The organism is Niveispirillum sp. FG148 (assembly GCF_057809655.1).
Window position 1 is genome coordinate 1 of the sequence record NZ_JBMDKJ010000029.1, and the last position, 26,232, is coordinate 26,232.

31 protein-coding genes are annotated in these 26,232 nt (G+C 63.8%); 9 read left to right on the forward strand and 22 right to left on the reverse strand.

Annotated features, from left to right (window positions below; genetic code table 11):
* Nucleotides 1–164 precede the first annotated feature (164 nt).
* From ACODTW_RS22665 to ACODTW_RS22680, 4 genes are all read right to left on the reverse strand, one after another.
* Nucleotides 165–821 (reverse strand): hypothetical protein, encoded by a 657-nt coding sequence (locus tag ACODTW_RS22665; protein ID WP_488948376.1) that lies wholly within the window; start codon nt 819–821, stop codon nt 165–167.
* Nucleotides 822–991: 170 nt separating this feature from the next.
* On the reverse strand, nt 992–1,345 hold the full coding sequence (locus tag ACODTW_RS22670; protein ID WP_488948377.1) for a hypothetical protein: 354 nt from the start codon (nt 1,343–1,345) through the stop codon (nt 992–994).
* On the reverse strand, nt 1,338–1,556 hold the full coding sequence (locus ACODTW_RS22675; protein ID WP_488948378.1) for a hypothetical protein: 219 nt from the start codon (nt 1,554–1,556) through the stop codon (nt 1,338–1,340). The genes ACODTW_RS22670 and ACODTW_RS22675 overlap by 8 nt, the downstream gene beginning before the upstream one ends.
* Nucleotides 1,543–1,758, reverse strand: a complete 216-nt coding sequence (locus tag ACODTW_RS22680; protein ID WP_488948379.1) for a hypothetical protein — start codon at nt 1,756–1,758, stop codon at nt 1,543–1,545. The genes ACODTW_RS22675 and ACODTW_RS22680 overlap by 14 nt, the downstream gene beginning before the upstream one ends.
* Before the next feature lie 168 nt (nt 1,759–1,926).
* On the opposite strand from ACODTW_RS22680, the gene ACODTW_RS22685 reads away from it, so the two are divergent.
* Nucleotides 1,927–2,160 carry a helix-turn-helix domain-containing protein gene (locus ACODTW_RS22685; protein WP_488948380.1) on the forward strand — a complete coding sequence of 78 codons (234 nt, stop codon included), beginning with the start codon at nt 1,927–1,929 and terminating at the stop codon, nt 2,158–2,160.
* Here the strand turns inward: ACODTW_RS22685 and ACODTW_RS22690 are convergent.
* The 8 genes from ACODTW_RS22690 to ACODTW_RS22725 all read right to left on the reverse strand — a co-directional run bounded on the left by ACODTW_RS22690 (nt 2,129) and on the right by ACODTW_RS22725 (nt 7,483).
* Nucleotides 2,129–2,398 (reverse strand): helix-turn-helix domain-containing protein, encoded by a 270-nt coding sequence (locus ACODTW_RS22690; protein WP_488948382.1) that lies wholly within the window; start codon nt 2,396–2,398, stop codon nt 2,129–2,131. The two genes, ACODTW_RS22685 and ACODTW_RS22690, sit on opposite strands and share 32 nt — an antisense overlap.
* A gap of 279 nt (nt 2,399–2,677) precedes the next feature.
* The gene (locus ACODTW_RS22695) at nt 2,678–3,088 is read right to left on the reverse strand and encodes a helix-turn-helix domain-containing protein (protein WP_488948383.1); all 411 of its coding nucleotides are present in this window, start codon (nt 3,086–3,088) and stop codon (nt 2,678–2,680) included.
* 154 nt (nt 3,089–3,242) lie between these two features.
* Nucleotides 3,243–3,647 carry an HVO_A0114 family putative DNA-binding protein gene (locus ACODTW_RS22700; protein ID WP_488948384.1) on the reverse strand — a complete coding sequence of 135 codons (405 nt, stop codon included), beginning with the start codon at nt 3,645–3,647 and terminating at the stop codon, nt 3,243–3,245.
* Nucleotides 3,644–4,015: a toxin-antitoxin system TumE family protein gene (locus ACODTW_RS22705; protein WP_488948385.1), complete on the reverse strand. Its 372-nt coding sequence runs from the start codon at nt 4,013–4,015 to the stop codon at nt 3,644–3,646. Before ACODTW_RS22705 ends, ACODTW_RS22700 begins: the two co-directional genes overlap by 4 nt.
* Nucleotides 4,016–4,103: 88 nt before the next feature.
* A complete protein-coding gene (locus ACODTW_RS22710; RefSeq protein ID WP_488948386.1) occupies nt 4,104–5,357 on the reverse strand; it encodes a tyrosine-type recombinase/integrase in 1,254 nt (417 codons plus the stop codon).
* Nucleotides 5,305–6,441, reverse strand: coding sequence for a portal protein (locus ACODTW_RS22715; protein ID WP_488948387.1), 1,137 nt, complete (start codon nt 6,439–6,441; stop codon nt 5,305–5,307). The genes ACODTW_RS22710 and ACODTW_RS22715 overlap by 53 nt, the downstream gene beginning before the upstream one ends.
* Before the next feature lie 2 nt (nt 6,442–6,443).
* A complete protein-coding gene (locus ACODTW_RS22720) occupies nt 6,444–7,103 on the reverse strand; it encodes a hypothetical protein (protein WP_488948388.1) in 660 nt (219 codons plus the stop codon).
* Nucleotides 7,100–7,483: a hypothetical protein gene (locus ACODTW_RS22725; RefSeq protein ID WP_488948389.1), complete on the reverse strand. Its 384-nt coding sequence runs from the start codon at nt 7,481–7,483 to the stop codon at nt 7,100–7,102. The genes ACODTW_RS22720 and ACODTW_RS22725 overlap by 4 nt, the downstream gene beginning before the upstream one ends.
* A 127-nt stretch (nt 7,484–7,610) precedes the next feature.
* Between ACODTW_RS22725 and ACODTW_RS22730 the strand changes: the two genes are divergently transcribed.
* Nucleotides 7,611–8,270 (forward strand): S24 family peptidase, encoded by a 660-nt coding sequence (locus ACODTW_RS22730; RefSeq protein WP_488948390.1) that lies wholly within the window; start codon nt 7,611–7,613, stop codon nt 8,268–8,270.
* A 320-nt stretch (nt 8,271–8,590) separates the two neighbouring features.
* Nucleotides 8,591–8,782, forward strand: a complete 192-nt coding sequence (locus tag ACODTW_RS22735; protein WP_488948391.1) for a hypothetical protein — start codon at nt 8,591–8,593, stop codon at nt 8,780–8,782.
* On the opposite strand, the gene ACODTW_RS22740 is transcribed toward ACODTW_RS22735, so the two are convergent.
* The 9 genes from ACODTW_RS22740 to ffh form a co-directional block, all read right to left on the reverse strand.
* Entirely contained in the window at nt 8,777–10,279 is a 1,503-nt protein-coding gene (locus ACODTW_RS22740; protein WP_488948393.1) for an ATP-binding cassette domain-containing protein, read from the reverse strand. The two genes, ACODTW_RS22735 and ACODTW_RS22740, sit on opposite strands and share 6 nt — an antisense overlap.
* A gap of 173 nt (nt 10,280–10,452) precedes the next feature.
* Nucleotides 10,453–10,932 carry a PAS domain-containing protein gene (locus ACODTW_RS22745; protein WP_488948394.1) on the reverse strand — a complete coding sequence of 160 codons (480 nt, stop codon included), beginning with the start codon at nt 10,930–10,932 and terminating at the stop codon, nt 10,453–10,455.
* A 259-nt stretch (nt 10,933–11,191) separates the two neighbouring features.
* On the reverse strand, nt 11,192–11,587 hold the full coding sequence (gene rplS, locus ACODTW_RS22750; RefSeq protein ID WP_488948395.1) for a 50S ribosomal protein L19: 396 nt from the start codon (nt 11,585–11,587) through the stop codon (nt 11,192–11,194).
* A 5-nt stretch (nt 11,588–11,592) separates the two neighbouring features.
* Nucleotides 11,593–12,423 (reverse strand): tRNA (guanosine(37)-N1)-methyltransferase TrmD, encoded by an 831-nt coding sequence (gene trmD, locus ACODTW_RS22755; RefSeq protein ID WP_488948396.1) that lies wholly within the window; start codon nt 12,421–12,423, stop codon nt 11,593–11,595.
* A gap of 4 nt (nt 12,424–12,427) precedes the next feature.
* The gene (gene rimM / locus ACODTW_RS22760) at nt 12,428–13,066 is read right to left on the reverse strand and encodes a ribosome maturation factor RimM (protein WP_488948397.1); all 639 of its coding nucleotides are present in this window, start codon (nt 13,064–13,066) and stop codon (nt 12,428–12,430) included.
* Nucleotides 13,067–13,124: 58 nt separating this feature from the next.
* Nucleotides 13,125–13,466 carry a 30S ribosomal protein S16 gene (gene rpsP / locus ACODTW_RS22765; protein ID WP_488948398.1) on the reverse strand — a complete coding sequence of 114 codons (342 nt, stop codon included), beginning with the start codon at nt 13,464–13,466 and terminating at the stop codon, nt 13,125–13,127.
* 103 nt (nt 13,467–13,569) lie between these two features.
* Nucleotides 13,570–14,694 carry a GNAT family N-acetyltransferase gene (locus ACODTW_RS22770; RefSeq protein WP_488948399.1) on the reverse strand — a complete coding sequence of 375 codons (1,125 nt, stop codon included), beginning with the start codon at nt 14,692–14,694 and terminating at the stop codon, nt 13,570–13,572.
* On the reverse strand, nt 14,691–15,053 hold the full coding sequence (locus ACODTW_RS22775; RefSeq protein ID WP_488948400.1) for a hypothetical protein: 363 nt from the start codon (nt 15,051–15,053) through the stop codon (nt 14,691–14,693). Before ACODTW_RS22775 ends, ACODTW_RS22770 begins: the two co-directional genes overlap by 4 nt.
* Complete coding sequence (gene ffh, locus ACODTW_RS22780; protein WP_488948401.1) at nt 15,053–16,411, reverse strand: signal recognition particle protein; 1,359 nt, start codon at nt 16,409–16,411, stop codon at nt 15,053–15,055. Before ffh ends, ACODTW_RS22775 begins: the two co-directional genes overlap by 1 nt.
* A gap of 357 nt (nt 16,412–16,768) precedes the next feature.
* On the opposite strand from ffh, the gene ACODTW_RS22785 reads away from it, so the two are divergent.
* The 6 genes from ACODTW_RS22785 (at nt 16,769) to ACODTW_RS22810 (ending at nt 24,750) form a co-directional block, all read left to right on the forward strand.
* Nucleotides 16,769–18,145 carry a pentapeptide repeat-containing protein gene (locus ACODTW_RS22785; protein WP_488948402.1) on the forward strand — a complete coding sequence of 459 codons (1,377 nt, stop codon included), beginning with the start codon at nt 16,769–16,771 and terminating at the stop codon, nt 18,143–18,145.
* A 114-nt stretch (nt 18,146–18,259) separates the two neighbouring features.
* Entirely contained in the window at nt 18,260–19,195 is a 936-nt protein-coding gene (locus ACODTW_RS22790) for a DMT family transporter (RefSeq protein WP_488948403.1), read from the forward strand.
* Between the two features lie 5 nt (nt 19,196–19,200).
* The gene (locus ACODTW_RS22795; RefSeq protein ID WP_488948405.1) at nt 19,201–20,103 is read left to right on the forward strand and encodes a DMT family transporter; all 903 of its coding nucleotides are present in this window, start codon (nt 19,201–19,203) and stop codon (nt 20,101–20,103) included.
* A gap of 445 nt (nt 20,104–20,548) precedes the next feature.
* Nucleotides 20,549–21,424, forward strand: a complete 876-nt coding sequence (locus ACODTW_RS22800) for a hypothetical protein (protein WP_488948406.1) — start codon at nt 20,549–20,551, stop codon at nt 21,422–21,424.
* A 94-nt stretch (nt 21,425–21,518) separates the two neighbouring features.
* A complete protein-coding gene (glgX, locus tag ACODTW_RS22805; RefSeq protein ID WP_488948408.1) occupies nt 21,519–23,726 on the forward strand; it encodes a glycogen debranching protein GlgX in 2,208 nt (735 codons plus the stop codon).
* Nucleotides 23,719–24,750, forward strand: a complete 1,032-nt coding sequence (locus tag ACODTW_RS22810) for a response regulator (RefSeq protein ID WP_488948409.1) — start codon at nt 23,719–23,721, stop codon at nt 24,748–24,750. Before glgX ends, ACODTW_RS22810 begins: the two co-directional genes overlap by 8 nt.
* A 27-nt stretch (nt 24,751–24,777) precedes the next feature.
* Here ACODTW_RS22810 and ACODTW_RS22815 read toward each other — a convergent pair whose 3' ends face one another.
* Entirely contained in the window at nt 24,778–26,070 is a 1,293-nt protein-coding gene (locus ACODTW_RS22815; RefSeq protein WP_488948411.1) for a hemolysin family protein, read from the reverse strand.
* Nucleotides 26,071–26,232 lie beyond the last annotated feature (162 nt).

Below are 26,232 nucleotides of genomic sequence, written 5' to 3' on the forward strand. Positions count from 1 at the left end.
GTTGTGGTGACCAGACTTTACCGAAGAACCACGATGACCGCCCGCCAGGGCAGACAGCGCTCCTACACCACGCACAGGGACGTGATCGCAGGCAAAGTTCGGGCGTTTGCGCCTCGCAGCGCATTTCGTGATTGTTCATTTAAATTTCTCCGTTCGGTGGCTATCTATTTTCGAATGGATTCGCCAATAGATAGAACTGTCTTGTGTGTGATGGTCTTCTCTGTGCGCTCATCACCGGAGCGATTGTTGAGCAACTTCAGTTTGTTGCTAACGTCTTCTCGGAACATCTCATTGGCATTGACAACGAATGGAACATTGACCAGCTCCTTCCTATTATGATCTTGGTCAATGTACCAGAACAGTATTCGCGCAGTGGGCTGCGGAAGGTAGAACTTGATTTCGAGTCCATAGGACAGTCCCGCCATAGACTCGTTGAACTGAGGCGGGTCCAAACTGCGGAAAAATTTCTGTAGTGAACCGTCTCTGGCGCTTTTGATCAATTCCTGTAGTGCTGATGAAAAACGTAGATCGTCTTGTAACAGGAAATTGAAGAACTCATTCCCGACCTTGGAGCGAGCGCGGTAAGCCTGCAAAGCCCCGTAGATGTGAACAGTATCGGCTGCGTGAATGGCGCGCTCGGAGCCCTCGATAGCCAGAAGCAAATTTACAGCATCGCCAGGCCCCATATCGGGCGCTCCCCGCCCGCGGGGGCCAGTCGTAAGAAGTCCGACGGCGCGGATGTGATCAACATATGTCCGCATTTGAGCTTCTGTCTTCCCAAGCAGGGAACCCAGGAGGTCGGACATTTCACGCAGCTTCATAATTCGCCTCCGGCATTTTCAGATTTTATCGCAAAATTAAGCCGATGGCGCAAGATGGTTTTCGCGATTTTATCGCGATATCGTGAAATTGACTGTTCTCTTGGTTTCCGTCACGCGGAGGGTGTCGCTTTAACCGACCCCATGGGGGGCTGTGCCAGACGTCCGGGGCCCTATGTCATCGCATGAATATCCCGAACGATGCTCCAGATCAGCGCTTCCACGTCGTTCTGCCCCGGATCGTCATCAGTCCGGATTGCCCTCATATTCGCCAGTTCCAGGGCGGTGGCTTTGGCCTTCAGGCCGGCCAGATCGCGGGCCGGCGCGTCGGTCACAAGCGCGGTGAGTTTCGCCAACTCGTCCAAAGTTTTGTTGGCCGTTGCGTCGGAAACTGGCCGGCGGTTCCATCGCTCCATCCTTTCAACAGTCTTGCAGATCATGCCTGTCAGATCGTCAAGCCGCCGCGCATCGCTAACGTGCGGGAAGAATTCGTCGCTGTCCCCCTTGATAAAGACGGCTTTACCCATGATTGCGCCCCTGTTTCCGGCCGCATTCCATCTCTCGCGTCAAATAGAGCCCGCGGTGCGCGATTTCGGCCGCCGCCCAGGTTACAGCGTCAGTCACGTCAAGGCCGTCCTCCCGCTCCATCGCAGCGCCGGCAAGGATGGCCAAATACGTCATGGCCAGGATCGTATCCTCCAGGCCTTCGGCATCAGGTCGATAGTTAACCACCGGCATGGCGCACCCCCTTCCTGGCACAACCATCTGCGTCGGGAGGCGCCGGGGCGGTATCGCCATCGAGGCTGTCCAGGTGTGCAAGAAGGGCTTCGACGGCATCTTCGGCGTCAACACGGCCGCTACGGATCAGCGGCATCAGGTCGAGCCGCCATTCTGGGCTGGTACTAAGCAAAGTGGTAGGGTTGGGATCAAGCCTATCCATGATCCAGTCTCCTATCAGACAATTGTGGGTAGGCCTGGAGCTGGGGGGTAGCCGCTCTCGGCCGTTACGGCCCTTGTTATGAAAACCGTACGCTGTTACGATATACACGATCACAGGTCGACGCAACAACTTCGTAACATGGTAACGATGAAATCGGTTCAATGTCGCATGGCCCGCGCCGCGATCGGATGGGGGGTGCGTGATCTTGCCGCCGCCGCTGGCGTTTCACCTGACACCGTCGCACGCCTGGAGCGGGGCGAGTCCCTCTATCCTCGCACCGTCGAAACGATCCGCGCCGCCCTAGAAGCAGCCGGCGTCGCATTCATCGACGATGGATCAATATCAGACGGTGGCGGGCCGGGCGTCCGGCTTAGCGCCGCCTCTTCGGTGGCTTCTCCTTGAGCAGAGCCTGAAGCCTTGCATCTGTGTCTCTTCTACGCGGGACGGGCTCAACAAGCGCTCTCGTGGGAACATGCCGCATCGCCTCGACCAGGGCGGTGAAATCCGCTTCCGACAACAGAATGCGCCGGCCGACTCTGATGTGAGGCGCGTCATGGCGGCGGATCAGTGCCCGGACCGTTCTTGAACTGACGTGCAGCCGGTCGGCCACATCGTCCAGTGTTAACAGGATGTCGTTCACATCGCCTCCCTGTCAGCATGCCTCCCAGAATACTCGTCCACCTGGATGACCAGAGTTACTTTTTTCCTCCATTTTGCACGCGCATGAAAAAGACTAAGGACCGGTCGAGGAAAACACGTCTTTGGTTCTTCCCTCCGGGGGACAAGCCGAACCCTGCTGAGAAAATGAAAAGCCCGCCACGGCAGAACCGGGCGGGCTTCACAGACTTCAGGCGTTGACGGCCAATTTGTTCCACATATGTTCCCGTAGAGTCAATCGGCCGGAAGGGATAGTCGTCACTCACGCAGCCGCCAGCCACCCATCCGGCGTATCCTCGAACACCTGCCGTTCATAGGCTTGCCGGTCCAGGTCGTTCAGCCTGGACACGATCTCGCGGATATGGGCATTGCCTTCCTTATGCTCCCGGTAGATCGCACGTAGGAACCGGTCTGCCCATTTCGGCACCCGGCCCCGCTTCTCCCACAGGGCGACAGACTGGGCATCGTTGCCGAAATAGCCGGCAAGGGCGTTTTGGGACAGATTCAGTTCCTTGCGCAGGAACCGAAACTCCGCACCGGTAAGATGTGCCTTCCACTCCACCAGGTGCGAGCCGACGGCCCGGTGCAGCCCCTCCACATCGGCGACGATTATCGCCTTCCCATATGGCGTGACCCTGGCCGTGAAGCCATTCGCCAGCCAGACATTGGGCATGCCGCATTCCGTGTAGTGGTACATGGCCAGGGCCCGACAGCAGGATCAGAAAACAAAAGCCCCACCTCAGAAGGCGGGGCTGTCGGCCTTGTCGGCCCGCCACCTCTCGGTGGACTTGAGGCGCACCACGGCGAACCGCAAGCGCATCGGTAGTTCAGCAGGCGCCGGCCACCAGCGCCCCCCGGCTATGTGCCGCTGCCAGCAAAGGCAGATCGACGGACACGCGGTCATAGAGCGCCCGCGGCACCACGGTCTTGCCGTGCTTCTCCAGCGCGACCAAGCCGAAGCCGGCCAGCGTCTTCAGGGTGCGAGACAGGTTTGATCCTTTGCGGCCGCTCAACGCCTCCAACTCCGTCACGGAAGCCGGCTGCGACTCGGCGATCATCTCCAACAGAAGCTGGTTCTTCGTCGAAAGCACCTGAGCGAAGCTCTCAATGGACGAAAACCAGACCTTCGGCTCGTCGGCGGATGGCTTATACTCACCGCGAGCAATAGCCATCAACCGCGCCTTCTGTTGCTCATAGGTCGCGATACCGACCCTCACAACGCGCTCGGTCATGGTGTCACTCCTTTCTCTGCTCGGATCGCGTCGACTTTGAGGAAGAAATCCTCCAAGAGGTCGGCTGCGGTCACGTACTCATAGTAACTGATCTTCTTTCCTTCGTGCTGGTGGTCAAACTCTACACGACGGACACGGCCCGGCCCTTTACGCTCCCCCGTAACCTTGGGAGCATGGGCATTGTCTATTCCGTAGATGCGCGCACCGCTTGGCTCATGCAGGGTCAGCGAATAGCTGATACCATGCGGGATCGCGGGCGATGCGGTTACAGCATGCGCCTCGATCTTGAACCAAAACCCACCCCCTACCTCACCCCTCTGACCATTCATGTCGAGAAGGATCTGTAAGCCCCAAGGATCGTCACTCATCTTTGGACCGTTCTTTTAAGAGATATCTATCATCGGCTGATAAGTGTTTCAATGCGGCTAAAGATCATATCTCATGATCCGCTATCGCCTAAGCCCCAAGCCGTTTGCGCTCGCCCACCAGCGGCACCACCTTTGCGCTGTCACCCTTCATCGCCGCTGCAACGCTGTTGGCGATCCTGTCGGCGGCCGCCTTCAGGGGATCATCGGCCAGGTGCGCATAACGTGCCGTCGTACCCGTGTCCCGGTGACCCAACAGCGCCCCGATCACGACCAGGCTATCACCGCCGGCCGCGCCCACGCTGGCGAAGCTGTGCCGAAGGTCATGGATGCGGACACCAGGCAGGCCGGCCCGCTCCCGTGCCTTCTCCCAGGCCTGATAGACGGCCGTGGTGGTGCCGTTCCGCCCGCGTCCGGGGAAGACAGGCCCGGCGGCCCGATCCGGCTTCATCTCCGCCAGCATTTCCAGCGCCGGAGCACCCAGCGGCACGACCTTGGCCCCGGTCTTGGAATCCGGGAAGCGGATGCAGGATCTATCCCAATCCACCCACTCCCACCGCAGCCCGGTGATTTCCCCCCGTCGGCAGCCGGTGAGGATCAGCATGCGGATCACGCCCACCGGCGGGGCATTGGCGCCATCGTCCAGCAGGTCGGCCAGGGCCTTGCCCAGCCGCGCCATCTCCGCCGGCGACAGGAAGCGTTCCATCTTCTTATCGGCATGCCGTTTCACACCTCGCACAGGGTTATCCGGCCGGAGCGAGCGGTTCACCGCGAACTGGAATATCCCCGACAGCAAGCCCAGGGTCCGCGTGGCCACGCCCCGGCCGCCGGTGACGATTGAGCGGGACTTGAACCCACCCTTGATATCGGCCTTGGTCCGGCCGGCGGCGATGTCCGCCTGCATCCGCTCGATGTCGGCCCGCGTGATGGAGCGCAGTTGTCGCTTGCCCAGCAGCGGCTTGATATGCCGTTCGATCCGGCCCTTGTCCGTGGAGATGGTAGAAGGCTTCTTCGTGGTCATGCCTTCGGTGACATACAGGTCGCACAGTTCGGCGACGGTCAGGTCACGGCGTTGCTCCGCCCGCTTCTCCGCCGGGTCCAGGCCCCGCGCCACGTCGGCCAGGATGTTCCTGGCTTCTTTCCGGGCCTCTTCGGCGGTCATGATGCCATGCCGGGCTATCGTCATCCGGCGGGATCGGCCACCGGCCCGGTACTGAACCAGATAGGTCCGGGAGCCGCCTGGGGTGAGCCGCAGACCGAAGCCCGGCAACTCACTATCCCAGGCGAAAACGTCACGCTCCCCAGGCTCCAAAGCATCCACCAGCTTCTTCGTGATCTTCGGCATCACACCCACCTTCATAGAAGCAGCCCGTAAGCACCACGTAAGCAGCAAGCGGAATATTCCGTCGTTTACTCACGTTGCCCACGACCCCATTTTCACGCCGAAACCCGAGGCATTTCAATGGGATGCCTTCATTCTGGAAAGGGCGCGAATATACCGGAAAATATAACTGGTCAGCCTGCCAGATGCCGGTGACGGCGATGGAGGCGTTTTTCAGCACCAGTTCGACCACCTTGTTGGCCGTCTTGATGTCAGGCAGGGCCTTCATCACGGGGCTGCGGCCATAGGTTTCGCCCGGGGCCTTCAGCCAGCGGAAAGCGATGAAGGGCATGTCGGCAAAGCGTCCGTCGGCCAGCAGGGCGGACTCCCCCTCTGCCAGCACCAGCCGCCAGCGCCAGGCCGCCCCTTCTGCCATCACCGATTCGACCAGGGCGAAGCGGCGGGTGGGATCGGCGGCCCCCTCGCGCTTCACCGCCAGGGGCAGTCGGTCGGGCGGGACGCGGGCGGCCAGTTCGGCGAGTGTCAGGCGCTGGCGCCGATAGAGATGGTCCAGCCGCCCCTCCTCTCCCTCCTCCAGCACCAGATCGGCCAGCGGCACGGCTGTGAAGCGCAGCGCAGAAGCCGCGCCAGGGGCCGCCTCTTCCACCAGCAGGCAGCCCGTGCCGCCGGTGACGACATCCAGAAAGGCCTGGTGTGCCTCCACCGCGAAGTTCGACCGGTCGATCTGGGCGTGCAGGACCTCTGATGCCGATAGCAGAAGTGGTGCTAACCGGGCCGCCAGATCGGGATCCAGGTCGGGCCCCGGGGCCAGTCCCGTCCAGCGCGACCAGGGCGGGGTCAGCTGGGCCAGCAGGGCGGCGGCCAGTTGATCCACGGCATCGGCGGCTGTGGCATCATAAAGCCGGTCGCCGCGCTGCGGCCCGACACCAGGGTTAAAGGCCGCATGCTGGGGCAGCGCATGCTCATAACAGTCGCGCCAGAGCGGCTCCCAGGGGGCGCGGCGGGCGGCGGCCCGGGCATGACGGTCCAGCAGGGCGGCGGCTTCGGCGTGGCCTTTGTCGGCCGACAGGGTTGTGCGGGGGGCCATGCTCATTCCCCCAGCAGTTTCTTGCGCGCCGGGGCCAATGTCCCCGGGGCCAGCACGCCGCGCCAGCCGGTCAAGACCGTGCCAGCTCGGCCCGTGGCCCGGCGCAGCAGGTTCTGTTCGGCGGGGGTGACCGTTTCGACCGTATTGGTGATCATGGCTGCGACGGTCCCCGGCGGGGAAGCGCCGCCGGCCGCGGCGGGAATGATGGCCGCGGCGGCCGGCGCCGCGGCAGGTTTGGGGGAGGAGACAAGGCGGGCCAAGGATGGGCACTCCTTATTCTGCGGTTGGGGGACAGGGGGCTCGCCGCCCAGATGGCGGTAGAGCTGCCAGGGGGTCAGGACGAAAGGGGCGTGCAGTCCCAACAGACGCTTGACCACGCCGACACAGGTCAGCAGCGCCAGGGGGACGGGAATGGCCGTGGCCGGCGGCCGGGTGGCCGTGGACAGGACGATATGCCCATGACGCCGGAACCAGCCGGCTAGGTCGCTGTCTGCCGGCAAGGGATGGAAGGCCAGCTCCAGCCGGGTGGACAGCGGGTCCAGGGTGATCCAGCCGCCCGTCACGGGCAGGGCGGCGAAGACATGGCGGAAGCCGGGCCGTAGCCAACGCAGCCAGGGCAGATCCGTGTCATGGCAGAAGACCAGCAGGACGGGGCTGGTCATCGCACGATGCCCTTGGCGGTCAGGGCCGGGGCCAGGACCAGAAAGGCCTCGCGCCACAGGCCATTGTCGCGCATCTCCCGCAGTCGGCCTGCCTCCGGCGCCATCTGCCGGCGGCCGTAATGGGCCAGGACCAGCAGATGGTCGCGCAGCAATCGCCGCTGCCGGTACAGGCGATCGACCGAGCGCAGAATGTCCAGCGGTTCGCAGGGCCGCTTGACCAGCCCCTCACCGGCGCGGATGCGCGCCCCCGCCTGACGCGCCTCGTTGGCCTGCATGAACCAGAACCAGGCCTCCTCCACGCTGTCGAACGGGACGGTGCCCGGCAGGGGCGATGCGCCCGCGCGGATGTCCTGGGGTGGATGATGCAGGCGCTCGCGCATGACGGGACCTCTCGACGAGATGGAATAAGAAATTTTCCCTATTAAATAAAGGATCAAAGTCATATGTCAAGTCATATGTGAAAAGTATCCTGAGGACACGGTCTCAGGATTTTGGGATAACACTCCCATGCTCAAGCATTCAGACATCTGGCGGGCCATTGATCGGCTGGCGCAGCGACATGGCCTCTCCGCTTCCGGGCTTGCCAAGCGCGGCGGCCTGGACCCGACCACCTTCAACAAGTCCAAGCGCATGACGCCGGATGGCAAGCTGCGCTGGCCATCGACGGAGAGCATCGCCAAGGTGCTGGAGGCGACGGGCAGCAGCTTCACCGATTTCGTCAGCATGACCAGCGACGGCCCGGCCCCCGCCGGGACCGATACGGCCGCGGCGGCCGCGGCGACCCGGCGTGTGCCCGTCATCGGCTATGCCCAGGCCGGCAATGACGGCTATTTCGATGATGCCGGCTATCCGGCCGGCAATGGCTGGGATGAGCTGGAATTTCCCCACGTCACCGACGACCATGTCTATGCGCTGGAAGTGTCGGGCGACAGCATGGAACCCGTCTATCGCGACGGGGACATCATCATCGTCTCTCCCGCTGCGTCCTTCCGGCGTGGCGACCGGGTGGTGGTCCGCACCCGCGAAGGCGAAGTGATGGCCAAGCAGCTGGCGCGGCAGACGGCCAACCGCCTGGAACTGGTGTCGCTGAACCGTGCCCATCCCGACCGCTCGCTGCCCATGGCCGACGTGGCATGGATCGCCCGCATCATGTGGGCCAGCCAGTAGCGGCTGGGACGGGACAAACCCCCTATCCCTGGTGGGGCATCCGATTCGCGACCTGTTCTGACGACTCGAGTCGCAGGGTCAGGTCGGGAGTCGGATTTTATCGCATCACGATCCTAGGAAAAATATCCTTGATCTGTCTGCGGCCGCCGCATTAGGCTGGGTTGCCCCCCAGAAATAGCCGGAGTCGCCGGATGCGAGCCGAAAATCCTGCCCCTTCTGCCCATCAGCCGGATGAACTGGACCGCCTGCATGCGGTTTACGACGGACGCCCCCCGCGCCGGATGCGGCTTGCAGCGCTTGCTGGTGGGGATTCTGTCCTGGTGCGCCTGCATCAGGAGGCCGAGGCAAGCCGATTGCGGACGCAATGCGCCGGCACGCTGCTGGCCGTTGCGCGGCGCCGGCGGCAATTGTCGGCCATGGCGGCTGCCGATGATGCCTGGCTGTGTCGCCTGACGGCCGCCATGGAGGTTGCGCGGGCGGAAGCCGTCGCCTGCGCACCCCGAGACCTATAGCGCCACGGTGCGCGACAGGTTCAGGGTCTGTCGGAATTCGGCATCGTGGCAGACCAGGACCAGGGCGCCATCATAGGCCAGCAGGGTTTGGCGCAGCGCCTCCAGCCCCTCCAGGTCCAGATGGTTGGTCGGCTCGTCCAGCAGCAGCAGGTTGGGCGGCCGGGGCCCGGCCAGGACCACACAGAGGCAGGCACGCACCAGCATGCCGCCCGACAGTGCCGCCATCGGAACTTCCGCCTGTTCGGCGCGGAAGCCGAAGCGGGCCAGGGCGGCGCGCCTTTCCTGTTCCGGTTGATCGGGATGGGATGTCCGCATCAGGTCCAGGGGTGTTCCCCGGTCGCGCGGCAACAGTCGCTGGTCCAGCCGGGCCAGGCGCAGACCGCGCGCCCGTTCCACCGTGCCCCCGTCGGCAGGCAGTGTGCCTGCCAGCACGTCCAGCAGGCTGCTTTTGCCGGCGCCGTTGATGCCGGTGATGGCCACCCGTTCCGGCCCCGCCAGGGTGAAGGACAGATCCCGCCACAGGGATCGGCCCCCGCGTGTCAGGCTGATGCCGTCGGCACGCAACAGCAACTGGCCGGCGGACAGACCCGTGGGCGGGATGGCCAGATGCAGGGGCGGCCTTGGCGGCGGCAGGCGCCTGCGCGCTTCCTCCAGTGCCGCCTTCGCATCGGCCGTTTGCCGTTCGGCCCGCATGCGTCGCGCCGATGCCGCGCTCTCGGCATTACCGCGCCACATGCCCATCAGGACGGGGGCGTTGGAGCCGCGCTCCCGGTCGCGTTTGCCGGCACGGGCCCGGCGGTCGGCCCTTGCTTCGGCCTCGCGCGTGCTGGCAGTGACCCGGCGAACCTGCTTGTCGGCATCGGCCAGTGCGCGTTCGGCGGCAGCGTGCTCTGCCGCCTTGGCCGTCAGCCAGCCTTCCAGCCCGCCGCCATGGCTGCGCAGACCCTTCGGCCCCAGATCCAGGATGCGATCGGCCAGTGACAGCAGGTGCCGTTCATGGCTGACCAGCAGCAGCCCGCCCCGCCACCCGCGCATCAGGTCAGTCAGCAGCCGTCGCCCCTCTTCATCCAGATCGTTGCCCGGTTCGTCCAGGATCAGCAGATCGGGGCGGGTGGCGGTGATGGCGGCCAGCCGTACCCGCGCCACCTGCCCGCCGGACAGGGAGGCCAGGGGCAGAGCGGCGGGCAGGGTGGCCGGCAAGTTGAAACGGGCAAGGGCGGCACCACGGTCCGCCAGGGCCATCGGCAGCAACGTGCCGACACGTTCCCCGGCCCGGGATTGCTGTGGCCAGTAGAAATGGTGTCCCCGGCGGGCGACATGGCCGCGCTCCGGTCGCAATTCGCCCGTCAGCAGGCGCAGCAATGTCGTCTTGCCCACGCCATTGCCGCCGATCAGGGCAACCCGTTCCTGGGCGATGCGCAGGGAGATGGTGTCGAGAAGGGGCCGTTCGTCGCCGTGCGCATAGCACAGGCCCTCGGCCACAAGCCAATCCGGCATGGAGGAGAATCCCGGTCGATCCAGAACAAGCCCTGTGGGTCCAGGAAGCGATTCGCGGTGAAACGAATGGCAGACCCCAGGGCGGCGGTCAGGACAGCGGGTTCAGATCCATGGCGGGTTCCTCCAGAAGAGGTCGGCACTGAAACACATCCGGGCGCGGATGTAAAGCCGGGTCAGGTCAGCAGCGCCTGCTGCTCGATGGTCAATTCCATCTCGTCCACATCCCACAGCCGGGGCAGGCGCTGGTCGAAACGGATGGCGCCCAGGACGCGGGCATCGCCATCGGCACAGGCAAAGGGCAGCAGCAGCCGGTCATACCGCACCATCGTTCCTGCCGGCAGGTCGACGCGAATCCGGCTCCAATGCGGCCGGCCGGTACTGCGCGTGGTGATATAGGACTCGGCTGTGGTGCGAAAGCCCGGCGACTTGCTGGCATCGCGCAGCCCCTGGCCCGTCAGGTCGCGGCCCGTGAAGGCCACCAGGTCGGACCCGTAGAGCGTATAGCGCGCTTCCCCGCCGTTGCGCGGGAACCGGGCCATCAGCATGTGGCCCAGCCAGGGCTTCAGATCGAAAACCAGTTCCCCCGTCCACAGGGGCAGCAGCCCGTCACGCGGCAGCGCCCGCCACCAGGGCAACAGGGGCTGCAGCAGCATCGGCATATCCTGGTGGGCGTCGGGCAAGGCCGATGCGAGGTTGGACATGCTGTGGCGAGGCGACATCGGGCCGGTCCGGTCCGTGGAAAAGGGTCGCCATGGTGCGCCCATCAACCCAGCCTGTCCATGCCCCGAATGGGTGGGCGCACGGGCCGCCGCATGCGCCAGCGGCAGGTTTGGCAGCACCTGCGCATAACAAAAAACCCCGCCGGACAAGCATCCGGCGGGGTCTTTACTGTCAGCCCGGGGGCCGGAACGATTACTCGGCGATCGAGCGGCCGTTCTTCATGCCACGGCCCGTCGTACGCTCGGCGATACGAGCGGACTTGCCGGTCAGGCCACGCAGGTAATACAGCTTGGCGCGACGGACCTGGCCCTTGCGGACCAGTTCGATGCTGTCCAGACGCGGGCTGTACAGCGGGAACACGCGCTCCACGCCTTCGCCGTAGGAGATCTTGCGGACGGTGAAGCTGGAATTGATGCCGGCATTCTTGCGAGCGATCACAACGCCTTCATAGGCCTGGATACGCTCACGCGTGCCTTCGGTCACCTTCACGTTCACCTTGACGGTGTCGCCGGGGGAGAAGGTCGGGATCTTCTTGCCCTGGCTCAGCTTGGCGACCTGTTCGGCTTCCAGCTTCTGCAGAATGTTCATGGTACTCATCCTTCACTATCGCCACCGTTCCCGTCCGGGATCGCGGTGGTTTTGGTTGGCTCGGCCGATGCCCGACGGGCTCGGCGTTTCTTCACCTTTGGGGCCGGGCGACTGGCCAGGTAGTCGGACCACAGGTCGGGCCGTCGGTCCGCCGTGATCTTTTCCGCCTGTTCGAGCCGCCAAGCCCGGACCTTCTCATGGTGACCGGACAAAAGGATCTCCGGTACCGCACGGCCATTCCAGACGGGTGGCCGCGTATAATGGGGGTATTCCAGCAACCCCCGTTCAAAACTCTCTTCCCCCGCCGTCTCGACGTTGCCCATGACACCCGGCAGCAGCCGGACCACGGCGTCGATCAGACAGAGGGCCGCCGGTTCACCACCGGACAGCACAAAATCACCCAGGGAGACCTCCTCCAGGTGATGTTCCTCGATCACCCGTTCGTCGATCCCCTCATACCGCCCGCACAGCAATGTCAGAACCCCTTCCTGGGCGATCTCCCGCACCAGGTTCTGGTCCAACACGCGTCCACGCGGTGAAAGGTAGACGATCCGGCCCGGTTTCAAACCGGCAGCCTCCTGCCTGGCCTTCGCATCACGGATGGCTGCATCGAGCACATCCGGGCGCATGACCATGCCGGGGCCGCCGCCGAACGGGGTATCATCCACGGAGCGGTGCTTATCGCGCGTGAACGATCGGATGTCCAGCTTTTCCAGCGTCCAGGTGCCCTTTTCCAGCGCTTTTCCCGCAAGGCTGAGCCCCAATGGCCCCGGAAACATCTCCGGGAACAGGGTCAGCACGGTGACGTGCAGGAAAGGGGGCGTGGACTCCGGCATGGCGTCAGCGGCTTTCGTCCGCTTCCGCCGTCGGCTTGTCGCCTTCCTCGGCCGGCTGATCGCCGTCCGCGTCGTCCAGCGACAGCTTGCCGCCCATTTCCGCCAGTTCTTCCGGGTCCGGACGGGCCGGCGTGAACAGGTTGACGGGCGGGTCGATGACGACACGGGCCGCCTTCACATCCACCAGCGGCACACAGGCGCGGGAGAAGGGCACAAACACCGTCTTGCCCGACACATGCACCAGTTCCAGCACGTCGCCCGCGCCGAAATCATGGATGGCCTTGATGGTGCCGAAGACGGCATCGCCCGCTTCGCCCGTGGTGACGGTTTCCATGCCGATCAGATCGGTATGATAGAACTCGTCCTCATCGTCCAGGGCGGGCAGACGGTCACGGTCCACGAACAGCGTGACGCCCTTCAGCGCGTCGGCGGCATCGCGGCCCTTCACGCCCACGGCTTCCACCAGGAAATGGTCCTTGCCCATCCCGGTCATGCGCAGGGTGAAGCTCCGCTTGCCCGTCTCGTCGGACAGGGGATTGTAATCGAACACGGCTTCGGGAACGGCGGTGAAGCTCTTCACCCGCAGCCGGCCATGAACCCCATGCGATCCGATGATCTGGGCCACGCAAACGCGATCGGTCATAAAGCGGGTCTCTCAATAAACATGCCCCTCTCCCGGCGGGAGAGGGGCGGTACATCACTTACTCGGCAGCCTTGGCGGCCAGCTTGGCGCGTTCCTGGGCCTTGGCCTTCGGAGCGGACTTCTTCGGGCTTTCGATGATGGCCGGGGCCTCGATCAGGTTGGCCTTGCCCAGCAGCTTGGCAACGCGGTCGGTCGGCTGCGCGCCCTTGGACAGCCAGCCCTTGATGGCTTCTTCGTTCAGGGTCACGCGGTCGGCGTGGTCGGAAGCCAGCATCGGGTTGTAGGTGCCGACCTTCTGGATGAAGGCGCCATCGCGCGGGGCGCGGCTGTCGGCGACGACGATGGAATAGAACGGACGCTTCTTCGAGCCACCACGGGCCAGACGGATCTTAACGGACATGGAAGTCTTCCTTAATTTTGAACAAGTTCTGGATGGGACGTGACCGCCATGGTCCCGCACCCGTCCAGATCGGGTACGAAAGGCGGGAGGGTTTCACGGCGGGTCATTGCTGATCCCCGCCATTCGCTGCCGTCCATTCGGACGCCAGGATTCCGTAAAGGCAATTGTCGATCACCTCGCCATGCAGGCGGACATAGCCCTGCCGGCGGATGCCTTCGCGCGTGAAGCCATTGGCTTCCAGCACACGGGCCGACGCGTGGTTGCGGGGGTCGATCTCGGCCTCCACCCGGTTCTTCTTCAGAACCGTGAAGGCGTAGCGCAGCATGGCGGCCGTGGCGGCGCGGGCCAACCCCTTGCCGCGGCCGGCTGGCGTCAGGATATAGCCCAGGTTCACCTGCGCCGGCGTTTCCTTCAGCAGCAGGGCCCAGCCCAGGCATTCGCCGCCATCGGTGGTCACGGCCCAGTGCCAGCCGCCCTTGGCGCCGCTGGTCATGGACAGCACCTTGTCGCGCGTCTGCTCGATATCGGTATAGGCCTGATGCGGCATGTAGACCATGCTGTCCGGATCGCCAAAGGCGGCGTGCAGCGCATCGGCATCGCTGGATTTCAGCGGGCGCAGCACAACCGGACCCTGGCGCAGCGTGGGCAGCGGGGCCGGCGGGTTTTCCCGCCGCTTCTGCCAGTCTGCCGCCAGGATGCCGAAAATGCCGGTATCGATATATTGGTCGCCATAGATGAAATCCTGGCGCTGGTGTCCTTCCTGGGTGAAGCCCAGGCGCAGCAGCAGGCCGGCCGACCGGTGGTTGCGCGGGTCGATATTGGCGGCGACGCGGTGCAGGTTCCAGGCGCCAAACCCGTAATTCAGCGCCGCCGTCACCGCTTCCTCGGCATAGCCCTTGCCGCGGGCCTGCGGCGACAGGATATAGCCGACCCATCCCATGCGGCCGTGGACGCCGAACAGGGTGACCCAGCCCAGGCAGGTGCGGCCATCGGTGGTCACGGCCCAGGTCCGGGTCGTGTCATCATCGACCAGCGCCTTTTCCATGACCTCGCGCGTTTCCTCGATCCGGGTCAGCGGCGGGTGCGACCAGTAACGCATGCTTTCCGCATCGCTGAAGATCGCGTGCATGGCGTCCGTGTCGGCGATCGACAGCGGGCGCAGCATCAGGCGTGCCGTCAGCAGCGTCGCGTGATCGGGGGCGGGAACGGTCTGGACGGGCTTGCTCATGCGCGATCCTTCCGGCGCAACAGGGCCAAATAGCGGTCGCGCGGTTCACCGGTCCAGCCATTGACGCCATGGTTGGGCAGCCAGACGGCATGGACATAGAAGACAAGGGCGGTGGACAGGGCCAGGAAGCCCAAGGCCCAGCCGCGGCCAAGCAGGGCCGATAGCGCCATGGTGACGGCCACGAAGCCCAGCAGGGTCAGCAGCCGGCGCCCGCGCGGGCCGTCATGGTGGAAGGCGGCGAACAGGCTGTTGTTCACGGCATGCAGCAATGCTGCCAGCGTGGCGTCGAACCACAGGCTGTCCAGCGACAGCCGCTGTACCGTCGCGTCCAACTGGGCCATGTCCAGCGTGCCGGCCATCAGCGCATGCCCTTGGGCATCAGGGCGCCCAGACCCTGCCGCAGCAGGCCCTTCTGGCCCATCTTCTTCATCTTCTTCATCATTTCCGACATGTCCTGATACTGTTTGATCAGGCGGTTCACGTCGGCAACGGTGACGCCGGCCCCCGTCGCGATGCGGCGGCGGCGGGAAGCATTCAGAATCTCCGGCTTCTTCCGTTCTTTTTTGGTCATCGACAGGATGATGGCTTCCTGACGATCCAGGATCTTCTCGTCGATATTGGCGTTTTTCAGCTGTTCCTTGATCTTGCCCACGCCGGGCAGCAGGTTCAGCATCCCGCCCATGCCGCCCAGTTTGCGGATCTGCCGCATCTGGGACAGCATGTCCTCCAGGTCGAAGCCGCCCTTTTCCAGCTTCCTGGCCAGCTTTTCGGCTTCTTCCTTGTCAATGCTTTCGGCCGCCTTTTCCACCAGGCTGACCACGTCGCCCATGCCCAGGATGCGGCCGGCGATACGGTCGGGGTGGAAGGGTTCCAGCGCGTCCGTCTTTTCACCCATGCCCATCAGCTTGATGGGCTTGCCGGTGACGTGACGCATGGAGAGCGCCGCACCGCCGCGCGCATCGCCGTCGATGCGCGTCATGACGATGCCGGTGATGCCGACACGTTCGTTGAAATTGGTGGCGACGGTGACCGCATCCTGGCCCGTCATCGCGTCCACGACCAGCAGGCTTTCCACCGGCTTGGTCGCATCGCGGATGGCCACGACCTCGTCCATCAACTCCTCGTCGATGGCCAGACGGCCGGCCGTGTCCAGGATGACGACGTCATAGCCTTCCAGGCGGCCCACTTCCATGGCGCGCCGGGCGATCTCCACCGGCGTCTGACCGGCGACGATGGGCAGGCTGGCCACACCCGTCTGTTCGCCCAGGATGCGCAACTGTTCCTGTGCGGCGGGGCGACGGGTGTCCAGCGACGCCAGCAGCACCTTCTTCTTGTCGCGGTTCTTCAGGCGGACCGCGATCTTGGCCGACGTGGTGGTCTTGCCCGAGCCCTGCAGGCCCAGCATCAGGATGGGAACCGGCGGCACAGCCGTCAGGTTCAGGTCTTCGACCTGAGACCCCAGCAGTTCCACCAGATGATCATGGACGATCTTGATGACCATCTGGCCGGGATTGATGCCGCGCAACACCTCCGTCCCGATGGCCTTTTCCTTGACGCCGGTGACAAAGGCCTTCACGGCGGGCAGGGCGACGTCGGCTTCCAAGAGCGCGATGCGCACTTCGCGCAGGGCCGCGTTGACGTCATCCTCCGTCAACGCTCCGCGCTTGCGCAGGCGGTCGAAGATATCGCCAAGCCGTCCCGTCAGTCCGTCGAACATCACAAGCCTTCCATCCCGGTTCCAAACCGTCCCGCACGGCCTTTGCGGATGGGGTATGCCCAAACGCAAAAGCGCCAGTGCGCGACACTCGCGGACTGGCGGGGCGCCTCGACGCCGAATTCACACCCATTACGGGGTTGGGGGTTGATACAGGCGGACGAAGCGGGAGTCAATGCGTCCGGTCCGGGGGACGGGGTCCCGCCATCGGCATGACCAGGACGAAGGTTAGGGTGGCGGCCAAGCAATACTCATCCTGTGGTGATATACGGAATATTCATTTCTCCTGGCCTATTGCTCGATTGATCATAGTGGTCGCGTTGATCACACTGAAATGCTCCCATGTAGTCAGGGGTTGGGATGAGCGGCGAGATCGGGCGGGGTCCGGACCGGACACGGATCACGGCGGCGGAGTTGCAGGCTGTTCACAGCCGGCATCAGGCTTTTCTGCGACGGCAGGCCGGCGGCGCGCGCGCCAACCTGAAGCTGCGCGACCTTTCCCATATGGATCTGTCGGGCTTTGACCTGTCGGACGCCGACCTGTCGGGGGCCAAGCTGTTCGGCACACGGCTGGAAGGGGCGAACCTGGCGGGGGCCAATTTCTATGCCGCCGATCTGCGCCTGGCCAATCTGGAAGGGGCCGACCTGCGCCGGGCCGATCTGCGGGGCGCCTGCCTGCGCGGGGCCGTGCTGACAGAGGCCATCATGGTCGATTGCGATCTGCGCGACGGCACCATCATGCATGTGCGCAAGAATGGCGACATCGCCATGCATGAGTTCGAGGCCATTTCCGTCACCACGGAATTGTCGGTGGCCACCATCCGCGCGGCCGACCTGTCGCGGGCGAAGGTGTCGAACGCTTTCGTCATGCAGACCGACCTGACCGATGCCATCCTGCGCGGCACGAAATTCATGCGCGCCAACCTGTCCAACTCCAACCTGACCGGTTGCGACATGACCGGGGCCGACCTGCGGGAGGCCAATCTGGCAGGCGCCAAGCTGTCGGGCGCCAATCTGACGGGGGCGGAACTGAACGCCACCTCCTTCCTGGGCGCGGATCTGATCGGCGTCATCATGGATGACAATACCCGTCGCAGCGCCAACCTGGACGGTGCCATCCTGTCACGGGAACTGGGGGCCGACGGGCGCAGCCTGGACCAGATCCTGGACGATCACCACATCTGGGTGGACAGCCAGGGGCGGGAGGGGATGCGCGCCGACCTGTCGGGTGTGGACCTGTCGGGGCGCGACCTGTCGGGCCGTGTCCTGTCCGCGGCGCTGATGCACCGGACCATGCTGCGCGGGGCGGACCTGTCGGGGGCGACGATGGCCATGGCCGACCTGTCGCTGGCGGATTTGCGCGGGGTGGACCTGACGGCGACCGATCTGCGCGGTGCCTCGCTGGAACGCGCCACATTGACAGGGGCCATCCTGGTGCGCGCCGATCTGGGGCCGGTGCAGATCCAGTCCAACACGGCCCGGCTGTGGCCCGCCAACCTGCAACGCGCGCGGCTGGACAAGGCCGATCTGGGCAGTGCGCATCTGCGCAAGGCCAAGGCAACCCAGGCCGTCTTCACCGAGGCCAACCTGATCCGCGCCGATCTGGGCGGGGCCGAACTGATCAGCGCCGATCTGTCGGGGGCCATCTGCACCGATCTGGCCCTGGACGGGGCCAATACCACCGATGTCCGCCACGCGGGCGCAAAGGATCTGAAACTGCCGGATTTCGACGATTGATAGCGTGATCGCACCCGCCCGGCGCAGGCGGGCCATGCGGAAGCGGCCCTATCGGCCGGACGCCGACGTGATTAACTCTTGTCCCACATTCTCTTCTGATCCTGGTTTCCATCCATGTCCGCCGTATCCAACAGCACCGCGTCCACCCCGGGCCGGTCGGGGGAGGAGAATTTCCCCGTCGGCATCGCGCTCGCTGTCGCGGCGTTTGCGCTCTACAGCGGCATGGACGTGACCATCAAGCTGCTGACCAAAACCTATTCGGTGCCGCAGGTCATCGCGCTGAACAGCCTGTTCGCGCTGGGACCGATTCTGGCCTATGCCGCCATTTTCGGCGGGCTTTACAATAATCTGCGCACACGGCGACCGATCTATCATGCCATCCGCGCCGGCTGCGGCCTGTTCAGCAGTTTCTTCGGCTTCTGGGCCTATTCGCGCATGCCGATCGCGGATGCCTATGCGCTGGCCTTCACGGCGCCCTTGTTCATCACGGCGCTGGCCGTGCCGATCCTGAAGGAACCGGTCGGCTGGCGGCGCTGGACAGCGGTGGGCGTCGGTTTCGTCGGCGTGCTGATCATGCTGCGGCCGGGCAGCGGACTGATCAATGTCGGGTCCCTGGCCGTGCTGGGCGGCGCCTTTTTCTATTCAGTCGGCATGCTGATCACACGGTTCGCCCGCAACACTGAAAGCAGTGTTTCATTCGCCTTCTATTCCACCCTGACCAGCGGGCTGGTGTTCGGATCCATGACACCCTGGCTGGGGCGCGTTCCGACGGCACATGATCTGGGCCTGTCGGCACTGGGCGGCACCTTGTGCGGGGTGGCGTTCGTCTGTCTGCTGACGGCCTTCCGCAAGGTGCCGGCTGCCGTGGCCGCACCCTTCCAGTACACCCAGATCATCTGGGGTGTGTCCTATGGCTATCTGATTTTCGGTGACGTGCCGGATCGTACGCTGTTCATTGGTCTGATCATCGTCATTTCCAGCGGTCTCTATATTCTGTACCGCGAAACCGTGCTGGGCCGGCAGGTCACCTCCCGCGCCCCGGCGGAGTGAACGGGATGGGCGGGCGGACCCTTGCCGGCATCGGCTTTTTCATCCTGGCCACACTCCTGTTCGGGATCATGGACACCCTGATCAAGCTGCTGGCGCGGGATTACGGCACCTGGCAGATCATGTTCTTCCGGGCCGTCTTCTCCCTGGTGCCCATCGGTCTGCTGATTGCGCGTACCGGCGGGGCGGCCAGCCTGCGCACGAAAAGCGTCACCTCCCACGCCGCCCGGTCGCTGATGGGCGTCATCGCCGCCTATGGGTTCTTCTATTCCTATGCCCATATGCCGCTGGCCGATGTCTATGCCATCGGCTTTGCCGCACCCTTGTTCATGACGGCCCTGTCCGTGCCGGTGTTGAAGGAAAAGGTGGGCTGGCGGCGCTGGCTGGCGGTGCTGGTCGGATTCGGCGGGGTCATGGTCATGCTGCGGCCGGGCCAGGGCATGTTCAGCCTGCTGGCCGTGATGCCGCTGGCCGCCGCCTTCTTCTATGCCCTGTCCATGCTGTATGTGCGGGCCCTGGCCCGGACGGAGACGAACGGCGCCATCACCTTCTATTTCGTCATGACCATGGCTGTGGTCAGCGGTGCCGCCATGCTGCCGGACTGGCGGACGCCCGACGCCGGCGGCATGGGCCTGCTGGTGCTGGTCGGCCTGTTCGGCGGCGTGGCCCAGATTGTCTTTACCCAGGCCTTCCGTCTGGCACCGCCGTCCCTGCTGGCACCGTTCGAATATGTGGCCATGATCTGGGCGGCCGGATTCGGCTATCTGATCTTCGGGGACGTCCCCGATCGCGCCATCTGGACCGGTTGCGCCATCGTCGCAGCCAGCGGGCTCTACATCATCCACCGTGAAACCGTTCTGCACCGTCAGGCCGCCACGGCCAGCGCCGCAGACGGGGAGACGGTGCGGTAAACGACGCTGGAGTCGCATTTTTGCACCTTAAAGCTGTTCTCTGTTAACATCGGCGTCCAGTTTGGTGGCGTTTCCGGTCGGCTTCCGGCGGCTCGGCTACGCCGCACGCGCGGCGCGGCAGTCGTCGCTGCGGTACCTGTTCCTGATGAGTCCAACCTATCGGGAACGGATATCGATCGCCGGCACCAGCATCTGCGGGCCTGACAGGGGAGACCGACGCCGCGCTTCCGTCGATCAAGAATAGGCAATGACGCTTTGGAATCACACCGAAACGTCAGCCATTGCTCATAAACACGCCATAGCAGCTTCAGCCATTTGGCCGCATTCCCCATACCTTGGGCATAGTCCCTATTTCTGGTTGAATTCTTTTTTGGAAAAAGTTACCGAGAATATGGAAAATCAAAGTTAGTTCGGTTGGTCGCCATTCGATCAAGGGGAGTGGCTGATGCTATTTCTGACATCAAAAATTACAAATGACCACGTTCCTGTACATCGCAATGCCATTGTGACCATGGTGATTGGCGATATATTTATTAGTCTTTGGGTTGAGTTGTGTCAGAAGGAATGGGTAAAGTATGCAATAAGGCATGGATTCGATATTATACTTGTCAATACTATCTTGGACCATTCGTCTCTGGCTGCGTCCCGGTCGCCGGCATGGCAGAAGCTTCTTATTCTGGACCAGCCTTGGGCGCAGAAATATGAGCGCATTGTCTGGCTGGACGCTGACATCCTGATCAATTCGACCGCGCCCAATATATTGAATAGCGTCCCTGATCACTCCTGTATCGGGGTTCCCGCTGTGGGTGGGGAGCGGGAGACAGCATCCGTACATATTTTCAATGAACGCGTCCGAAACATGGAGATCTGGCCTGAGCATTGGCCTGAGACGCAGCGTATGGCTGATAAAATTCTATTTAAAGATACCGCGAATATCGACATCGATGACACCATCAAGATGTACTGCACTGGTGTGATGGTGGTGCACCCAGCGATACATCGGGATCTGTTTAGGAGATCCTATATAAACTATAATAACGACAGTCGTTTATATGAGCAGCCCGGCCTCTCTTATGAAATATGCAGGAGTGGAAAGGTAACAGAATTCTCGCCCAGATTTAACTGGATGATCATGTATATGTTGGCCATGTATTTTCCTGAAACATGGGGAAGGGAAATTTCTCCCGAGAAATATCTGGAAGTATTGCCGATGCTTCGTAAGGAGCTTGGGATCGCCTATTTCCTGCACTTCGCGGGCTGCGGATACCTGATGCAGAAAATAGGCAAGGGCGATATGGAATTGACGGACGATCTCCGCTGACCGCGGCGAATGCCTCGCAAGCCCTTGGCGCGGGGTGGGCAAGTTTGGCATGCTGATCGCCCGTTGACCCGGTCAGGAAGGTAACCCAAGCCCAATGCGATCTACCGGCGCCGCGCGTACCGTCGTCTGGCCCGGCCGCCCTGACCCGCTGGGGGCGACCTGGGACGGGCTGGGGGTGAATTTCGCCCTGTTCTCCGCCCATGCCGAGAAGGTGGAGCTTTGTCTGTTCGACAGCGACGGCAACCGGGAGATTGAACGCATCACCCTGCCGGAATGCACGGATGATGTCTGGCATGCCTATCTGCCGGAAGCGCGTCCGGGCCTGCTGTACGGCTATCGTGTGCATGGGCCCTATGACCCGTCGCGCGGGCACCGCTTCAATCCCAACAAGCTGTTGATGGACCCCTATGCCAAGGCGCTGGAGGGGCCGTTGCGCTGGTCGGATGCGCATTTCGGCTATCGTGTCGGCGCGGTGAAGGAGGACCTGTCCTTCGACCGTCGGGACAATGCCCGCGGCATGCCGAAATGTCGCGTCATCGACCCCGCCTTTACCTGGGGGCTGGAACGGGCCCCGCGTGTGCCCTGGACCGACAGCATCATCTATGAGGCGCATGTGCGCGGCCAGACGCTGCGCCATCCCGATATCGCGCCCAGCCTGCGCGGGACCTTCACGGGTCTGGCCTCACAGACCATGATCGACCATCTGAAGGTGCTGGGTGTGACAGCGGTGGAACTGCTGCCCGTCCACGCCTTCACCGACGACCGGCATCTGGTTGAACGCTCCCTGCATAATTATTGGGGCTATGCCAGCATCTGCTTCTTTGCGCCCGAACCCCGCTATATGACCGGCCGGTCGACGCGGGAATTCAAGAACATGGTGGCCCGCCTGCATGATGCCGGGATCGAGGTCATCCTGGACGTGGTCTATAACCACACGGGCGAGGGCAACCATCTGGGCCCGACCCTGTCCTTCCGCGGCATCGACAATGCCAGCTACTATCTGCTGCATCCGCACGACAAGCGCTTCTACCAGGATCATACCGGAACCGGAAATACCCTTAATTTGTCGCATCCCCGTGTGCTGCAACTGGTCATGGACAGTCTGCGTCACTGGGTGACGGAAATGCATGTCGACGGGTTCCGTTTCGATCTGGCAACGACGCTGGCGCGGGAAACGCATGGTTACGACAATGGCTCCGGCTTCCTGGATGCCGTGCGCCAGGACCCGGTGCTGGCGGGTGTGAAAATGATCGCGGAGCCTTGGGACATCGGTCCCGGCGGCTACCGCGTGGGGCAGTTTCCGTCCGGCTGGAGTGAATGGAACGACCGCTACCGCGACACCATCCGCCGTTTCTGGCGGGGGGACGAGGGGATGTTGCCGGAACTGGCGGCGCGTCTGACCGGGTCGGCCGATATTTTCGACAATGCCCGCCGCCGCCCCTGGGCCAGCGTCAATTTCGTGACCAGCCACGATGGCTTCACCCTGGCCGACCTCGTCTCCTACAACACCAAGCACAATGAGGCGAACCAGGAAGGCAACCGCGACGGCCACGACGCCAATTTCAGCTTCAACCACGGGGTCGAGGGCCCGAGTGATGACCCTGAGGTGCTGGCCGTACGCCGGCGTCAGGCCCGCAACATGCTGGCCACGCTGCTGCTGTCGCAAGGCACACCCATGCTGACGGCGGGTGACGAGCTGCTGCGCACACAGCGCGGCAACAACAATGCCTATTGCCAGGATAACGAGGTCTCCTGGACCGACTGGCCGGGGGTGGGAGAGGCCGGCGCCGCCATGACGCGTTTTGTGGCGCGCCTGACCCGGCTGCGCCGTGCCCATCCCGTGCTGCGCCGGGGCCGCTTCCTGCACGGACGGGAAGTTTCTGCCGACGGGCTGAAGGACATCACCTGGATCAACCCGCAAGGGGTGGAGAAGGCGGCGGAGCAATGGCGCGACGGACAGGCGCGCTGCCTGGGCCTGCTGCTGAACGGCAAGGCCGGCCAGCATTTGGCGGTCGATGGCACGCCCGCCCTGGACGGGGTGCTGCTGCTGATCGTCAACGCCGCGACAGAGGCGGCCGAATTCATCCTGCCATCGGTGGCCGGCGGAACCGGCTGGCGTTGCCTTTTGGACACGGGTGACGAGGAAGGATGGCCGACGGCCACGCCAGGGGCTGTTCTGACCGTCACCGGCCGTCCGGTCTCCTTGCCCGGCCGTACCTGTTGGCTATATCAACTGATTGAAACTGAGACGTCGGCCCCGGTGGTGCCCGTAACCGGCCTGGGAGGGCCGGATCATGACTGATTATGACTTCCGCTCGCTCGCCGTCCTCATCGTGGATCGGGAGGTCAATACGCGGCGGTTGCTGCGCGGCATCCTGGCCCGGATGGGGGTGGATCGGATTCTGGATTTCACCGGCATTGCCGATGTGCCGACGGCCATGGTGGCCGTGCAGCCCGATCTGATTTTCATCGATGCCGACGCACCCGACCCCGACGGGCTGAAATTCGTGCAGGGGCTGCGCCATGCCCAGGCGCCGCACAATCCCTTCATCGGCGTCATCGCCACCACCTGGCAGCCGACACCGTCGCTGCTTCTGCGATTCAACGCCACCGGCGCCGACGACATGATGGCCAAGCCTTTCAGCGCCAAGCAGGTGCATGACCGGCTGGTCAACCTGATCGAAGCGCGGAAGAGCTTTGTGGTCACAGCGGACTATATCGGTCCCGACCGTCGGCGCCAGCCGCGCGAGGGTATCCAGATCCCCCTGTTCGACGTGCCGAACACCTTGCGCATGAAGGCGCTGGGCCAGTATGACCGCAACCGCGCCGCCGACAGCGTCGCCAACGCCCTGGACGCCATCAATGCCCAGAAGATTGTGCGCAACGGTTTCCAGGTGGCCTTTCTGATCGATTTCGCCACGCCCGGCCTGGCGGCGGGTGCGGACCGGATGGCGGCCGACCACCTGCTGCGCGGGGGCGCGGCGCTGGAAGAACTGATGCGGCGGCTGCGGCCGGACAGCGACCTGCGCGGCCCGGCGGAGAATTACGCCGCCACCATCCGGGCAGGCGTGGAGGTCTTCCGCAATGCGCCGGACAAACCGCTGCTGGGCGTGCAGCCGCTGCGGGCGGCGGCCATCGGCATTGCCGCCCTGACATCGCGTCGGGCTGACCTGTCGGTGGTGGAGGCGGAAGTGCGCGGCGCCGTCACTGCCTATCGCAACCGTCTGGCCCAGATCGCCCAGGCCAAGGCCGAACAGGCCGAACGCGATGCGGCAACGGCGGCCGGGGGCACGGAAGGCGGGGCAGAGGGCAAGTCGGCGGGGTAAGCGCCGGCTTGCGTCAATGACCGGGGCTCACTCCCCCGGCGTCGGCGTCACCAGCACCTTGTCGATGCGGCGACCATCCATGTCCACCACTTCAAACCGGTAGCCGTCATGGTCGGCATATTCGCCGGCCGTCGGGATGCGCCCCAGTTTGAACAGCAGGAAGCCCGCCAGCGTGTGATAGCCGCTGTCCTCGTCGCGCAGGCTTTTCAGGCCCAGATGGGCTTCCACCTCTTCCACGGCCATCATGCCGTCGATCAGCAGTGACCCGTCGGCGCGGCGGACGATATCGCTGTCCTCCCCGCCATCATCGGGCAGTTCGCCGGCGATGCCTTCCAGCACGTCGGTCAGGGTGGCGATGCCTTCCACCGTGCCATATTCGTCAACGACGATGGCCAGCTGCTCGCCCGACTGCTTGAACAGTTCCAGCAGGCGCATGACCTCCGTGCCGTCATGGACAACCAGGGCGTCGCGCACGACGGCGCGCATGTCGAAATTGCCGCCTTGCAGCAGCCGGTGCAGCATGTCCTTGGTATGCAGAATGCCGATCACGTCGTCGAAATCGCCGCGACAGACGGGGAAACGGGAATGGCCTGCCTCCCGGATCTCCCGCTTGATGTTCTCCGGCTCGTCATCAATGTCCAGCCACATCACTTCTGGCCGCGGCGTCATCAGCGAGCGCACGGTGCGGTCGGCCAGGCGCATGACACCTTCGATCATGCGCTTTTCGCCGGGATCGAAGACGCCGCTGGCCGTGCCTTCGGCGATCAGGCTTTTCACTTCTTCTTCGGTGACCGTCTGCTCCGCCTTTTCGGGGATGTGCAGCAGTTTCAGCATGGCTTCCGTGCTGGCGCCCAGCAGCCAGACGAAGGGGGCGGTAGACCGTGACAGGCCGCGCATGATGGGGGCGGCGAAGACGGCGATGCCTTCCGCATTGTTGAGCGCGATGCGCTTGGGCACCAGTTCGCCGATGATCAGCGACAGATAGGTGATGGAGATGACGACGATGGAGATCGCCAGCGTCTCGCCATAGCCTTCCAGTGCTGGCACGGCGTCCAGCACGGGGGCCAGCCGTTCCGACAGGGTGGCGCCACCGACAGCACCATTGATGACGCCGATCAGGGTGATGCCGATCTGCACCGTCGACAGAAAGCGCGATGGGTCCTCCTGCAGGGCCAGCGCGGTGTTGGCCCCCCGGCGCCCTTCCTCGGCCATCTGTTGCAGCCGGATCTTCCGGGCGGAGACCACAGCCAGTTCCGACATGGCGAAGAACGCGTTCAACAGGATCAGGAACAGGACCGCGGCGAGTTCGAGCGAAACCATCTTCTGCGATATGTGACGCGAGCCCGGAGGCGGCCCGCGCCTCCATCCTATCGCATCGCACGCGAAATGCGAGCATGCATGCGATTAAAGCTGCGTTTCATTACTGGAGGGGCGGCTGGTGATCGGCGTCACTTGCAGTTGTGCGGCCGGCACCTAACTCTG